7 protein-coding genes and 2 pseudogenes are annotated in these 14,501 nt (G+C 68.8%); 7 read left to right on the forward strand and 2 right to left on the reverse strand.

Annotation, left to right across the window (positions count from 1 at the left end; translation table 11 throughout):
* Nucleotides 1-4: 4 nt before the first annotated feature.
* On the forward strand, nucleotides 5-2,077 hold the full coding sequence (locus ACSION_RS16470; RefSeq protein ID WP_435306880.1) for a S9 family peptidase: 2,073 nt from the start codon (nucleotides 5-7) through the stop codon (nucleotides 2,075-2,077).
* A gap of 5 nt (nucleotides 2,078-2,082) precedes the next feature.
* Here ACSION_RS16470 and ACSION_RS16475 read toward each other — a convergent pair whose 3' ends face one another.
* Nucleotides 2,083-2,958, reverse strand: coding sequence for an energy transducer TonB (locus ACSION_RS16475; RefSeq protein WP_435306881.1), 876 nt, complete (start codon nucleotides 2,956-2,958; stop codon nucleotides 2,083-2,085).
* A gap of 1 nt (nucleotide 2,959) precedes the next feature.
* The gene (gene gshB / locus ACSION_RS16480) at nucleotides 2,960-3,904 is read right to left on the reverse strand and encodes a glutathione synthase (RefSeq protein ID WP_435306882.1); all 945 of its coding nucleotides are present in this window, start codon (nucleotides 3,902-3,904) and stop codon (nucleotides 2,960-2,962) included.
* Nucleotides 3,905-4,147: 243 nt separating this feature from the next.
* Here gshB and ACSION_RS16485 point away from each other — a divergent pair, with 243 nt between their 5' ends.
* From ACSION_RS16485 to ACSION_RS16510, 6 genes and pseudogenes are all read left to right on the forward strand, one after another.
* Nucleotides 4,148-4,549, forward strand: a complete 402-nt coding sequence (locus tag ACSION_RS16485; protein ID WP_056879689.1) for a response regulator — start codon at nucleotides 4,148-4,150, stop codon at nucleotides 4,547-4,549.
* Between the two features lie 53 nt (nucleotides 4,550-4,602).
* Complete coding sequence (locus tag ACSION_RS16490) at nucleotides 4,603-5,133, forward strand: chemotaxis protein CheW (protein WP_056879859.1); 531 nt, start codon at nucleotides 4,603-4,605, stop codon at nucleotides 5,131-5,133.
* Between the two features lie 35 nt (nucleotides 5,134-5,168).
* A complete protein-coding gene (locus ACSION_RS16495) occupies nucleotides 5,169-7,205 on the forward strand; it encodes a methyl-accepting chemotaxis protein (protein ID WP_435306883.1) in 2,037 nt (678 codons plus the stop codon).
* 90 nt (nucleotides 7,206-7,295) lie between these two features.
* Nucleotides 7,296-9,953 (forward strand): annotated as a pseudogene (locus ACSION_RS16500) (Hpt domain-containing protein); the annotation flags it as partial.
* Between the two features lie 483 nt (nucleotides 9,954-10,436).
* Nucleotides 10,437-13,262 (forward strand): annotated as a pseudogene (locus ACSION_RS16505) (response regulator); the annotation flags it as partial.
* Entirely contained in the window at nucleotides 13,249-14,493 is a 1,245-nt protein-coding gene (locus ACSION_RS16510; protein ID WP_435306884.1) for a chemotaxis protein CheB, read from the forward strand. The pseudogene ACSION_RS16505 and the gene ACSION_RS16510, both read left to right, overlap by 14 nt.
* Nucleotides 14,494-14,501: the final 8 nt, after the last annotated feature.

The following is a 14,501-nucleotide window of genomic DNA, read 5'->3' on the forward strand; positions in this document are numbered from 1 at the left end:
GATCATGAGTCTGTTCCCGCTGCGCGCCGGGGCGCGCATGGCCGTGGCCGCATGCGCCCTGTTGTCCGCTATTCCGTGCGCGGTGGCCGCGCCCGGATTGCAGGACTACGTCGTCGCTGAGCGCGCTCGACCGGTTGCGCCCGTGCTGCCGCGCAGTGCTTTCCTGCAGCGCGGAGCGGTCGTCGCGATCCGGCTGTCACCCGACGGCAAGCACGTAGCCTGGTTGCGCGATCGCGGCGAGCGGCGCGAAGTGTGGCTGCGTGCGACGGCCGCCGGCACGCCGCGGCGGATCCTGGGCGATACCCGGGCGGACACGCTGGACTGGAGTCGCGACGGCGCCTGGTTGCTGCTGCGTTCGTCGCGGGATCTGCAAGCGCTGGCCGTGAACGGACAGGCTGGATCCGGAAGGGTCGCGACGCTGGGCGGCACGGCGTCGCCCGCCATGCTGGACACCGACCCCAGCCAACCGGCCGCCGTGCTGCTGGTGGAACGCGAGGGACCCGCTGCGGCGCCCCGCAGCTGGCGATTGCTGCGCGTGGACATGCGCGGTCGGCGCACGACGCTGTGGCAGGACCGCCAGCGCATCGTCGACGCCGTGATCGATGCGCAAGGCCGTTTGGCTTGGCTGCAGCGCGTGGAAGGCGGCGAACTGGTGATCCATCGGCTGGTGCGCGGCGCGCCGCAGCCCGTCCTGCGCTGCGATCCCAGCCGGCGCTGCGCACTGCGCGGGCTCGCGCCCGGCGGTGGCGCCTGGCTGCGCACCGACGTGCAGGGCGACCTGTCGCGGTTGGTGCGGCTGCAGGTGGACGGACGCATCGTCGAGGTGCATACCGATCCGCAGCGCACGGCGGATGTGGACGAGATCATCGAGGATCCCGTCGAACGCCAGCCGCGCTTCGTCGCTTACCGCAGTACGACCTCACAGCTGTACGCACTTACCCCCCACGATGACGCGCATCTGGCGACGCTGCGCGCGGCGCTGCCGGGGCGCGACCTCGATCTGCAGCCGGGCGTCGGCATCGGCGCGCGCTGGCTGGTGGAAGCCGCATCGCCGCAGGCTCCGCTGCGCCGCTGGCACCTGTACGACCCCGCGACGCGCTCGGTTACCCCCTTGCTGGACGACGTGCCACTGGACCGGCGTTCGGGCGAGCAGGGCGCCGTGTTGGACGCCGCCGCATTGGCACGACCGACGGCGGTGACCTGGCGCGCGTCCGATGGTCGCCGCGTGCACGGGTTCCTCTGGCTGCCGCCGGGCCGCGATGCCGCGCGCGTGCCGTTGGTGGTGGTGCCGCACGGCGGGCCCTGGAATCACTGGAAGCCCGAGTACCGCGCGCTCAGCCAATTGTTCGCCAACCGTGGCTACGCCGTGTTCGAGCCGAACTTCCGCGGCTCCACCGGCCATGGTCGCGACTACGTGCTGGCGGCTCGCGGCGACTTCGGCTACGGCCGCGTCCAGGCCGACATCGTCGAAGGCACGCGCTGGCTGCTGGACCAGGGCGTCGGCGATCGCGAACGCGTGGGTATCGTCGGTGCATCGTTCGGCGGCTACTCCGCGCTGCTGGGTGCGACCTTCGATCCCGACCTGTTCAAGGTGGCGGTGGCCACCGTGCCGCCGCCGGATTTCGGCTGGGTCTTGCGCTGGGTGCTGCGCAATCCGGAGGCGCTGGAGATCGGTCGCGTGGTGCCGATGGAAACCTGGTTGCTCGGCCAGGGCATCGACGTCGCCGACAAGGCGACCATGGCGCGCCTGCACGCGCAGTCGCCGCTGGCCAACGTGGCTCGGTTGCGACGGCCTGTCCTGTTGGTGGCCGGAGGCGAAGACCGGCGCGTGGGCCTGGCAGGTGTCATCGAGTACGCGGCGCGATTGAAGCTGGCGGACAAGGACGTGGCCTTGCTGGTCGACGAGCAGGCCGGCCACGACGGCGGCTCGCCGCTGGCGCGCGAAGCGCGCGCCTACCTGATCGAAACGATGCTGCACCGCTCGCTGGGTGGCGCGGCACCGGTAGCTCCGTCTACCGAAGTGCGCACCTATCTGCGGCGCAACCTGCGATTGCCGGGTGGACTGGCGCCACCCTGAGCCGCTCAGTCGTCGCGTACCTCGCCACCCGGCAGGAAGCGCCAGGTGCGGGTGACGTGCAGGATGTCCACGTTCTCGCTGGTTTCGGGTAGCGGCGGGAAGGGCGCGGCGAGCTGCACGATCCGCTTCGCCGTGGAATCCAGCAGCGGGACGCCGCTGGACTGGATGATGCGCGTCTGCTCCACGCTGCCGTCGCGGCGCACCGCCACGCTGATCACCAGCGTGCCGGCCAGGCGCTTGCGGCGCGCCTCGTCGGGGTAGTTGAGGTTGCCGACGCGCTCGGCGCGGTCCACCCACGCGCGCAGGTAGTTCGCGTAGACGTACTCCTTGGTGCTGGCCGAAACGAACTTGCGTTTCGGCCGCTTGGCGTACAACTCCGAACGCAGGTGGTACTCGGCCGCCAGGCGCGCCATCTCGGCGTCGCGCTGCACCTTCTGCTCGCCCTGCGGCAGATCGGGCTGGTCCGGTTGCGGGCGGGCCTCCGGTGTCGGCGTGCGGGTCTCGCTGTCGCGCGTGGTGACCACGCGGCTCTCCGGCGGCGGCACGGATGCGGTGGTCTGCGCACGCAGCGGCTGCGGCGCCAGGCCGGTGTCGGGTTGCGGGATCCAGCCCGCCTGGCTGTCGCGCGGCCGCTTGGCCTGCTCGCTTTCCCCGCCGCCTTCCTGGTTGGCGGCGGCAAGGAAGTCTGCTTCCTTCGGCGTCAGCGGAGTGCTGGTCTGGCTGAGGATCACGTCCAGGGTGGGCATCACCGGCGCTGCATCGTCGAGGGCGAAGCCGACGCCCAGCACCAGCAGCCCGTGCACGATCAGCGACAGCGCCAGGGTGGCGCCGAGGCGTTCGTTCGCGCCGATCTTCGGCGGGGTCACCGGAACGGCGGACATCTCAGGCCAGCTTCTTCTCGATGACGTCGAACAGCAGGCCGGCAATGTTCAGGCCGAACTGCGCGTCCAGCTCGCGCACGCAGGTCGGGCTGGTGACGTTGACCTCGGTCAGGTAGTCGCCGATGACGTCCAGGCCGACGAACAGCATGCCGCGGCGCTTCATCTCCGGGCCCACCTGGGCAGCGATCCAGCGGTCGCGGTCGCTCAGCGGGCGTCCTTCGCCGCGACCACCGGCGGCCAGGTTGCCGCGGAACTCGTCGCCCTGTGGAATGCGGGCCAGGGCGTAGTCCACCGGCTCACCGTCCACCAGCAATACGCGCTTGTCGCCGTCCTTGATGCCGGGGATGAAGCGCTGCGCCAGCGTCAGGTGGCCGGGGCCGACCAGGGTTTCCAGGATGACGTTAGTGTTGGGGTCACCGGCTTTCACGCGGAAGATCGAGCGCCCGCCCATGCCGTCCAGCGGCTTCAGCACCGCCTCACCGTGCTCGGCGACGAAGGCCTTCAGCGCGGCGGTGTAGCGGCTGACCAGGGTGGGCGGGCAGCACTGCGGGAAGAGCAGGGCGGCCAGCTTCTCGTTGTAGTCGCGCAGGCCCTGCGGATCGTTGACGATCAGCGCGCCGGCCTGCTGGGCGATGCCGAGCACGTGGGTGTCGTAGAGGTACTGGTCGTCGACCGGCGGGTCCTTGCGCATCAACACGACCTGGCCGGGGCCGAAGGCAAGCTCGTGCGGCTCGCCCAGGGTGAACCAGCCGGCCTTGTCGTCCTTCACGGTCAGCGGGGCGACGTCGGCGAAGGCGCGGCCGTCGCGCAGGGTCAACCGGCCGGGCGTGACGTAATGCAGCCGGTGCCCGCGCCGCTGGGCCTCCAGCAGCATGGCGAAGGTGGTGTCCTTGGCGATCTTGATGGACCCGATCGGATCCATGACGACGACGATGTCCAGCGGCATGGGGGCGGTTCTGCGGATGACCGCGTGATGGTATCAGGCGGCACCGCGCGGCCCTCCCGGCGCCCGCGGAACGAGGCATTCCGCGGATGGCCGGAAATTGAGACGCAGTTCGCATCGCGCCGTTCAGCCGAATGGCCCACGGAGGCGCGGCTTGACAGTCCGCGCCGGGATAGGGGATATAAGCAGGCAACGCAGCGCGGCCAGTTCGTCAATGAAGCCGCGCGCGCATGGGGAAATCAGGTAATGACGCAGAATGAAGGCCAGGCCGGCGGACTCAACGGCCTACGGGTCATGGTGATCGATGACTCGAAAACCATCCGCCGCACCGCGGAAACCCTGCTGAAACGCGAGGGTTGCGAGGTGGTGACGGCGACGGACGGGTTCGAGGCGCTCGCCAAGATCGCCGACCAGCAGCCGCAGATCATCTTCGTGGACATCATGATGCCGCGGCTGGATGGCTATCAGACCTGCGCGCTCATCAAGAACAACCAGGTCTTCAAGTCCACGCCGGTCATCATGCTCTCGTCCAAGGACAGCCTGTTCGACAAGGCGCGCGGACGGATCGTCGGCTCGGAGCAATACCTGACCAAGCCGTTCACGCGCGAGGAACTCCTCGACGCCATCCGCGCCCACGTCAGCACCTGAGGGGCTGGCGACATGGGGACCAATCGCACTGAGTGCACAGGGGGCGGGCGATGATCCGCACACCGTTCGATACGCTGGCCGAATACGAGCGCCGCAGCCTGGCGCATGCCGTGGTACAGCCTGCGCGCGAGGTCGCGCAGGACCAGTACCGCGGCGTCGGCTACCGGGTAGGCAAGCGCCGGCTCATTTCCAACTTCGGGGAAGTGGTGGAAATCGTGCCGATGCCGCCGGTAACCCCGGTGCCGGGGGCGCAGCCGTGGTTGTTGGGGATCGGCAACCTGCGCGGCAACCTGTTTCCGGTCGTCGACCTGAAGCAGTTCCTCGAAGGCGAACGCACCGTGCTGCACGAAGGCCAGCGCGTGCTGGTCATGCGGCAGTCCGGCGGGGACGTCGCGCTGACCATCGACGAGCTTTACGGCCAGCGCAGCTTCCACGAATCGCAGCAGGTCGAGCCGGGGGATCTGGCGGACGGCCGCTACGCGCATTTCATCGAGCGGGCATTCGCCAGCGACGATCAGCAATGGGGTGTATTCGCGCTGGGATTGCTCGCGCGTACGCCCGAGTTCCGCCAAGCCGCGCTCTGAGCGCGGACGACACGCTATTTTCCAGGGGTTGAAAAATGAGCACTGCGTCGGATTCTCCTAGCGCCAGCAAGATCGGCAGCTTCAGCAACAGCTTCTGGCTGGCGCTGCTGGCGATCTCGGTGATCGTGTTCGGTGCGAACACCGGCGTGGCCACCTACCAGGGCAGTCGCCTGTCGGGCGCCAGCACGGGCGCATCGGACATGCGCGTGCTCTCGCAACAGCTGACCAACCAGGGCCGCGAAGCGGTCGCCGGCAACGCGTCCGCGTTCAAGGCATTCAAGGAAACCAAGCAGTCGGTCGAGTCCACGGTCTCCGACCTGCAGGCGCGCTTCAGCAACGAAGGCGCCGTGGCCGACCCGCTGGAGAAGCTGGCCGCCACGTGGGCACCGCTGGGCAAGAACGCCGACCAGATCATCGCGTCCGAAGCCGCCGTGCTGGCGCTGGCCGGCAACGCCGACCGCTTCGCCGCCCAGGTGCCGAGCCTGCAGGCGCAGCTCAACGAAGTGGTGCGCGCGATGTCGGCGGGCGGTGCGCCCTCCTCGCAGATCTACAGCGCCCTGCAGCAGGTCGTGCTGGCGGGCACCATGGCCCGCCGCGTGACGGAAATCCGCGCCGGTGGCGCAGGCGCCTCGACCGCGGGCGAGGCGCTCGGCCGCGACGCCGTGCTGTTCGGCCAGGTGCTGGAAGGCCTGCGCGGCGGCAACAACGAACTCGGCATCGCCGCCGTCCGCAACGGCGCGGCGCTGGCCGCGCTGCAGAACTCGCAGACGTTGTGGGCGACGATGAAGAAGGATCTGGACGCCATCCTCGCCAGCTCCCGCAACCTGTTCGCCGCGCAGGGCGCGGCGGCCGCGCTGACCAACGGCTCCGGCCAGATGCTCCAGGACAGCACCAACCTGTTCCAGGCATTCTCGGCCTTCGGTTCGGTGCGCGACACGCGCCTGTTCCCGAATTTCTGGCTGGGCATCGCCTCCGGTGCCGCGGCGCTGATCTCCATCATCGGTCTGTTGTATTCGTTGTACCGCACCCGCCAGCGCGAGCAGGAAGTGCGTTACCAGACGCAGGTGGAGTACAACAGCCGCAACCAGCAGGCGATCATGCGGTTGCTGGACGAAATCAGCTCGCTGGGTGAAGGCGACCTGACGGTGAAGGCCTCGGTGACCGAGGACATGACCGGCGCCATCGCGGACGCCATCAACTACGCCGTGGACGAACTGCGCAACCTGGTGACCACGATCAACGACACCTCGGTGCAGGTGGCGGCGTCGACGCAGGAGACGCAGGCCACCGCGCTGCAACTGGCCGAGGCCGCCGGCCACCAGGCCGACCAGATCACCACCGCGTCGGATCGCATCAGCGAAATCGCGACCAGCATCGACCAGGTGTCGAAGAACTCCACCGAGTCCGCCGAAGTGGCGCAGCGCTCGGTGCAGATCGCGACCGAGGGCGCGGGCGTGGTGCGCGAGACGATCCGCGGCATGGACCAGATCCGCGACCAGATCCAGGAAACCTCCAAGCGCATCAAGCGCCTGGGCGAGTCCTCGCAGGAAATCGGCTCGGTCGTGGAACTGATCAACGACATTTCCGAGCAGACCAACATCCTGGCGTTGAACGCCGCCGTGCAGGCGGCCTCGGCTGGTGAAGCGGGCCGCGGTTTCGCGGTCGTGGCCGACGAAGTGCAGCGCCTCGCCGAACGCACCTCGGGCGCGACGCGCCGCATCGAATCGCTGGTGCAGACGATTCAGGCCGATACCAACGAGGCCGTCAGCTCGATGGAGCAGACGACGGCCGAAGTGGTCTCCGGTGCGCGCCTGGCCGAGGACGCAGGCACCGCGCTGGGCGAGATCGAACGCGTGTCGAACGACCTCAACAACCTCATCAAGAACATCTCCTCCGCCGCGCAGCAGCAGTCCACCGCCGCACTGGACATCACCCAGACCATGGGCGTGATCCGGCAGATCACCTCGCAGACCTCGCTGGGTGCGGGCCAGACCGCCGAATCGATCGGCCACCTGGCGCAACTCGCGTCGGACCTGCGCCGCTCGGTCGCCGACTTCAAGCTGCCGGGCTGAGGACGGGACGTACCGCATGAACTTCCTACGCCATCCCGCCCGCCTGCAGCGCGAGGCTGACGGTTCCGCCGTTGCCGCGGGGATCCGCCGATGAGTGCGCTGCGCGAGGCCATGAGCCATGCCGTACTCGGCTGGGTGAAGCCCGAACTGGACGAAACCCTGCGCCTGGTGCGGCAGGAGATCGAATCCTTCGTCGAGGCGCCCGCCGATACCAGCCGCATGCGGTTCTGCGCCGGCTACCTGCACCAGGTGCAAGGCACGCTGCGCATGGTGGAACTGTATGCGCCCGCGATGGTGGCCGAAGAGCTAGAACTGCTCGCCAAGGCCCTGCAGGACGGTGGCGTAAACGATCGCGACGAGGCCTGTGCCACGCTGATGCGCGGCGCCGTGCTGCTGCCCGACTATCTGGAGCGGTTGCAGGAAGGCCATCGCGACATTCCGATCGTGCTGTTGCCGCTGCTCAACGAGATCCGTGCCGCGCGTGGCGCGTCGGGCCTCAACGAGAGCATGTTGTTCCCAGGCGGCGCCAGCGAGGAGGCGACGCCCAGCGAAGCCGAGATCGACCACGCGCGCAGCAGCCTGAGCGGTCGCAACCGCGAGTTGCTCGATACCGTCGGCAATGCGGTGAAGGAAGAGCTGCTTCGGGTGAAGGACGCACTCGACCTGCACCTGCGTACCGGCAATGCGGCCGACGAACTCGAGCCGCAGGTCGCCGAACTCGGCAACGTCGCCGATACGCTCGGCATGATGGGCCTGGGCGTGGCGCGCGACGTGGTCATGCAGCAGCGCGACACCCTGCGCGAAGTCGTCTCGGGCAGCCGCCCGGCGGACGAGGGAACGTTGCTCGACGTCGCGGGAGCGTTGCTGTACGTGGATGCTTCGCTGGACGACCAGGTCGCCCGGCTGGGCAGCGCCGGCGATGCCGGCCCCGACCCCAGCGCCGCGGAATCGCAGCGGACCGTCGAAGTGCTGGCCCAGGAGGCCATCATCAACTTCGCCGGCGCACGCGAACGCTTCGTCGCGTTCATCGAGACCAACTGGGACCACGCCGAACTGTCCGACGTGCCGCGCCTCCTCGACGAGGTGGCAGGTGCCCTGCGCATGCTCGAACTGGGCCAGGCCGGCGACTACGTGGTCGGTGTGCGCCGTTACGTCAGCGGCGAACTGATCGGCAAGAAGCGCGTGCCCGGCGGCCAGCAGCTGGACACGCTGGCCGATGCGATGGCCAGCCTCGAGTACTACCTGGAAGCGCTGCGCGAGCGCCGCCCGAACCGCGAAGACATCCTGGAGATCACGCGCGGCAGCCTCGAGGCCTTGCGCTACTGGCCGCTGCCGCCCGAAGCGCCGGCGGCTGTCGAGCCCGCGATCGCGGCCGTTGCGGCCGTCCCGCGCGTGGTCGAACCGGAGCCTGCGCAAGCTGTCGCAGAACCGACGCCCGTCGAAGCGGCGGCCGCAGATGCGGGTGCTCCCGCATTCGGCGCACTGACGCTGGAACCCATCGACGCCGCGCCGGTGTTGGCCGATGCGAGTGCCTTTGATCCGGTCGGCTTCGAAGAGGCCGACATGGGCGTCGAGGCTACGGACTTCGTCGTCGAACTTGAAGACCGAGAGGCTGCTCCGGCGTCGATCGATGCGCTTGCAGAGATAGAAGCTCCGGCAGAGATCGAGGCTCCGGCAGAGATCGAGGCGGCAGGCGAGCACCTCGCGCCCTCCGCGCCCTCCGCGCCGTTCGAGCCCGAAGAAGAAACGCTGCCCGACCTGAGGCACGAGATCGCAGCGGCGGCCGCCGCGTTGCCGGCCGCGACCGTGATCGGCGGTTTCGACAGCGACGCCACCGACATCGACGATGAGATCCGCGAGGTGTTCCTCGAGGAATTTGACGAAGAGATCGTCAATCTGCGCCAGTTGCTGCCCGCATGGCGCAGCAATCCGGAAGACCTGGAGCGCCTGCGGCCGATCCGTCGCGTGTTCCACACGCTGAAGGGCAGCGGGCGCCTGGTCGGCGCCAAGACGCTGGGCGAGTTCAGCTGGAAAGTCGAGAACATGCTCAACCGCGTGCTGGATCGCACGCGTGAGCCGAGCCATGCCGTCGAGGCCCTGCTCGAATTGGCGTGCGATGCCCTGCCGCAGCTCAACGCCGCACTGCGCGGCCAGGGCGGCGTTACGGCCGACCTGGCAGGCATTCAGGATGTCGCGGATCGCCTGGCAGCCGGCGAAGAGGCGTACTACAGCGCCCAGCCGACCGTGATGGACGAAGACGAGGGCGCCGGGTTCGTGGAGCCCGCGAACGCCGCGATCGCCACGCCGGTGATCGAGGATGTCCCCGCGGTATTCGAACCCGAAACCGAAGGCACGCCGGCGTCCGTCGACGCGGTGCTACGCGAGATCCTGGAAGCGGAGGTCGACAACCACCTCGACACCGTCGACACCTGGCTGCTGAAAGCGCAGGTCAATGCGGTACCGGTGAACGAGGAACTGCTGCGCGCCGTGCATACGATGAACGGTGCGCTGGCGATGGCCGACGTGCCGGAAATCACCGAAGTCACCTCGGCGGCCGAACAGTACGTCAAGCGATTGCTCGCGGCCAGCGAGACGCCGACGCCGGAAGGCGTGTCCGCCATCGCGGACACCGCGCAGGCGATCCGCCGCAGCGTCGCCGCGTTGCAGGCGCCTTCGCCGCGCATTCCCGTGTTCGCCTCGCTCGCCGGCCAGCTGGTCGCGTTGCGCGACAGCCTGCCCGAACAGCGCCAAGGTGCACAGATCGTCGACGACGCGCGCCAGGGCACCTACACCGAGCAGATGCCAACGATCGCGCCGCCGGTCGCTCCCAGCGATATCGAACTCGCCGCGCTGGACCTGTCGGCCTACCTGGACGATACCGCGCGCGGCGCCGGTGGCGATCTGGTGCCGGACGTCGCCGCGGCCGAAAATGCCGAACAGAGCGTGGCTGCAGGCGCCGAAACGCCGGCGGCGCAGTCTCCGGAAGTGACGTTCTACGACATCGACTACCGCATCCTGCCGCGTACCCACGTAGAAACGACGGGCACCGCGACCGACACGGTCGATGGTGAACGCGTGCAGGCCGATACAGGCGAAACATCCGTCGAAGGCGCACCTGAAGGGGCCGCCATCGACGACGCGCTTGTCGTCGATGCCGACCTCCCGGCCTTCCTGTCCGATACGATCGAGCCCGCCACCGACGTGGCCGCGCCTGCCGAAGACGCCGATGTCGAAGACGCCGCTGTCGAAGACGCGCCGGCGCAAGATGCCGCCGTCCACGAACGCGTGGTTGAAGAGGTCGACGATTCGATCGCGATCGAGGAGATGGCGATCGAGCTGGCCGCCACCGGGGAGGGCGTCATCGAGCCTGCCGGGGCCGAGGAGATCGCGATCGAAGAGATCGTGCTCGAGGACGCGGCCGAGGTTGCCGTGCCCGTCGAAGACGTGGTCGTTGTCGAGATCGCCACCGAAGACGCCGCTGTCGAGGATGTCTCTGCCGAAACGGCGCCCGTGGAAGAAGTCGTCGTCGAGGACGTGGTGGCCGAAGCGCTGCCTATCGAGGACGAAGCTGCCGTCGAGGAAGCCGTCATCGACGACATCGCGGTGCTCGAAGCGTCGGCCGAGACGCTGGAAACCAGCGAATCCGCCGAGCCAGAAGTCGTCGCCTCCGCCGAAGCCGAGGAGTCTGCTGTGACCAGTGCGCCCGCCGACATGCCGGAGCCGGAAGAGGCCCTCGACCTGACCGGTCTGGACCTGGACCTGGTGGAGATCTTCATCGAGGAAGGCAACGACCTGCTCGACCACTCCGACGATCTGCTGGCCAAACTACGCGAAACCCCCGAGGACCGTACGCTGCTCATCAGCCTGCAGCGCGATCTGCATACGTTGAAGGGCGGCGCGCGCATGGCGGGCATCCATGCCGTCGGCGACCTGGGCCATGCGATCGAATCGATGCTGGAGTCGATCGTCGGCCAGCGGACCGAACTCGATCGTCGCGCGATCCAGTTGCTGGAGCGCGGATTCGATACGTTGCACGGACAGTTGGCGCGCGTCACGGCGCGCCGCGCAGTGACCATCCCCGATGGGATGATCGCCGAGTTCAACGCGCGCGCCCGCGGCATCGAATTGCCGGAGGCGCCGGTGGCAAGCGAAGCGCCGGCTGCACCGGTGGAATTGGCGCCGTTGTCGGCGCCGATCGAGACGGACCTGACGGCACACGCGGAGGAAGAATTCTTCCCGATGGGCCAGCAGGAACAGGTGCGCGTCCGCGCCGACCTGCTGGACCGGCTGGTCAACCACGCCGGCGAAGTCGCCATCTACCGCGCACGCCTGGAGCAGCAACTTGGCGCGTTCCGCGGCGCGATGGCCGAGCTCGACCGCACCAACATTCGTTTGCACGACCAGTTGCGTCGCCTCGACCTCGAAACGGAAGCGCAGATCGTCGCCCGCTACCAGCGCGAGCACGATAAGCAGGACCCGACGTTCGATCCGCTCGAGCTGGACCGCTTCTCCACGCTGCAGCAGCTCAGCCGCGCGCTGGCCGAATCGGCCGCCGACATCAGCGGCCTGCAGGGCGTACTGGACGACCTGTCGCGCCAGTACGACAGCCTGCTGCAACAGCAGTCGCGCGTCAGCTCGGAGCTGCAGGACGGCCTGATGCGCGCGCGCATGGTGCCGTTCGAAGGCATCGTGCCGCGCCTCCGTCGCGTGCTGCGCCAGGCCGGTACCGATACCCACAAGCAGGTCAACCTGCAGCTGTCGGGTACGCACGGCGAAATGGACCGCAACGTGCTGGAGCGCATGACAGCGCCGTTGGAGCACTTGCTGCGCAACTCCGTTGCCCACGGCCTGGAATCGCCGAAGGACCGTCGCAAGGCCGGCAAGCCCGAAGAGGGCACCGTGCAGGTGGCGCTGCGGCGTGAAGGTTCGGAAATGGTGCTGGTCGTCTCCGACGACGGTGCCGGCCTCAACCGCGATGCGATCCGCCGTCGCGCCGAACAGCGCGGCTTGATCCAGCCGGGCGCCACGCTGGCCGACGCCGACCTGGACCGCCTGATCCTGGAGTCCGGCTTCAGCACGTACGACAAGGTCAGCCAGCTGGCAGGCCGTGGCGTCGGCATGGACGTGGTCCACAACGAAGTCCGCCAGCTCGGCGGTTCGCTGGACATCGCGTCCACGCCGGGCAAGGGTGCGATCTTCACCCTGCGCTTGCCGCAGACGCTGGCGGTCACGCAGGCGGTGTTCGTGCAGATCGGCGAGGCCCAGTTCGCCGTGCCGGTCGCGGCGGTCAGCGGCATCGGCCGCATCAGCCACGCGCGCTTCAACGCCGGAGCCGGTAGCTACCACTACGCGGGCGAGGACTACCCGCTGTACAACCTCGGCCATCTCGTGGGCCACAGTCCCGCGAAGGCGGAAGGCCAGGCACAGGTGCCGCTGTTGCTGGTGCGCGCGGGTGACCTGCGCGCTGCCGTCGCCGTGGACCAGGTGCTGGGCAACCGCGAAATCGTCGTCAAGCCGGTGGGCCCGCAGATCGCCTCCATCCAGGGCATCTACGGCGCGACCATCACCGGCGACGGCAGCGTCGTGGTGATCCTGGACGCCGCTCCGCTGGTGCGTCGCCATCTTGCGCAGCCGGCACAGCCGGCGCAGCCGGCCACGGCCGTCGAACAGCGACGCGTGCCGCTGGTGATGGTGGTGGACGACTCGCTCACCATGCGCAAGGTGACCAGCCGCGTGCTGGAACGCCACAACTTCGAAGTCGCCGCCGCGCGCGACGGCGTGGAAGCGCTGGAGAAACTGGAGGAGCGCGTTCCCGACCTGATGCTGCTCGACATCGAGATGCCGCGCATGGACGGCTACGAGCTCGCCACGGCGATGAAGGCCGACCCGCGCTTCAAGGACGTGCCGATCGTGATGATCACGTCGCGTACCGGCGACAAGCATCGCCAGCGCGCGTTCGACATCGGCGTGCAGCGCTACCTCGGCAAGCCGTACCAGGAACTCGACCTGCTGCGTAACGTCTACGATCTGCTGGGAATCGCCCGTGTCCGTGAGTGAAGCCAAGCGCGTTGCCCTGTTGGCCCGCCCGGGTGAGGCGCGCGAGCGCCTGCGGGTGGCCCTGCACGAAGCCGGCGCGGAGATCGTGCTGGAAGACGATCCGAACACGCTCGATGCCGATGCGCTGGGCACCAGCGCGCCGCAGGTGGTGCTGGTCGCACTCGAGCCGGCGATCGAGGACAGCCTCGAACGTTTCGACGGCGTGCTGCACGACCCTGCGGTCTCGGTGATCTTCGATGAAGCGGAACTGGCCGCGCGTCGCCAGGGCTGGGAAGCCCAGCGATGGGCGCGCCACCTGGCGGCCAAGCTGCATGGGCACCAGGACGTGCTGCCGCCCGGCCGCGAGGAAGAAGTCAGCCTGCAACTGGAGCCGGGCTTGCCGGTGACGCCCGCGCAGCTTCACCAGGATGCGGAGATCTCGCTGCACCTGGAAGAAGCCGCCGACATCGCGCAGGAATTGCCGCGCGACGATTTCGCCTATACCGGCGGGCTGGCGCGACAAGGCGGCGACAACGTGATCGATGCGGACGACTGGCTGCGCAACGCCGCGCAGACGTCGAGTCCTGCAGCCGAGACGCCTCCACCGCTTCCGCCGCCGCTGCCCGAGCCGTCAGCGGCGACGCCGCCTCCGCTGCCGAGCCCCAAGTTCGACCTGTCCTCGCTCTCGCTGGAGCCTTTGGACGCCGCGGGTGGCAAGACCGCGGAGCGCGTGCAGGGCGCCGTGCTGGTGTTCGCCGGCATCGGCGGCCCGGATGCCGTGCGCAAACTGCTGGCCGAACTGCCCGACGGCTTTCCCAAGCCGGTGCTCGTGCATCTGCGCCTGGATGGCGGTCGCTACGACAACCTTGTGCGGCAGATGGAGCGCGTGGCGCACATGCCGGTGGCGCTGGCGGAAGCAGGCACCGCCGCAGAGCCTGGCCACATCTACGTGATGCCGGGCGACGTCGTGCCGCTGGTCGACGGAGGCGTGGTCGGTTTCCGTCCCGGCGCCGTCATCCACACCATGATTCCGCAACTGCCCCCCACCGACAGCGCCGTGTTGCTGCTCAGCGGCAGCGACACCGCACTGGTCGAACCGGTCGCCGCGCTCGCCGCACAGGGCGCGCTGGTGCTCGGTCAGTCGCAGGACGGTTGCTACGATCCCGCCGCGCCGCGCGCGCTGGCCGCCCGTGGCGCCGAACTGGGCTCGCCCGCGCAACTCGCGCAGCGCCTGACCGACCGCTGGTTCTGAGGAACACA

Origin of the sequence: Pseudoxanthomonas sp. LjRoot125, from assembly GCF_964252705.1 — a bacterium.
Classification (GTDB): domain Bacteria; phylum Pseudomonadota; class Gammaproteobacteria; order Xanthomonadales; family Xanthomonadaceae; genus Pseudoxanthomonas_A.

Excerpts from the sequence above, each read along its gene's own strand:
- ACSION_RS16475 (WP_435306881.1), bottom strand. The coding sequence starts at position 2,958 with ATGTCCGCCGTTCCGGTGACCCCGCCGAAGATCGGCGCGAACGAACGC.
- gshB (WP_435306882.1), bottom strand. The coding sequence starts at position 3,904 with ATGCCGCTGGACATCGTCGTCGTCATGGATCCGATCGGGTCCATCAAG.
- ACSION_RS16470 (WP_435306880.1), top strand. The coding sequence starts at position 5 with ATGAGTCTGTTCCCGCTGCGCGCCGGGGCGCGCATGGCCGTGGCCGCA.
- ACSION_RS16495 (WP_435306883.1), top strand. The coding sequence starts at position 5,169 with ATGAGCACTGCGTCGGATTCTCCTAGCGCCAGCAAGATCGGCAGCTTC.
- ACSION_RS16485 (WP_056879689.1), top strand. The coding sequence starts at position 4,148 with ATGACGCAGAATGAAGGCCAGGCCGGCGGACTCAACGGCCTACGGGTC.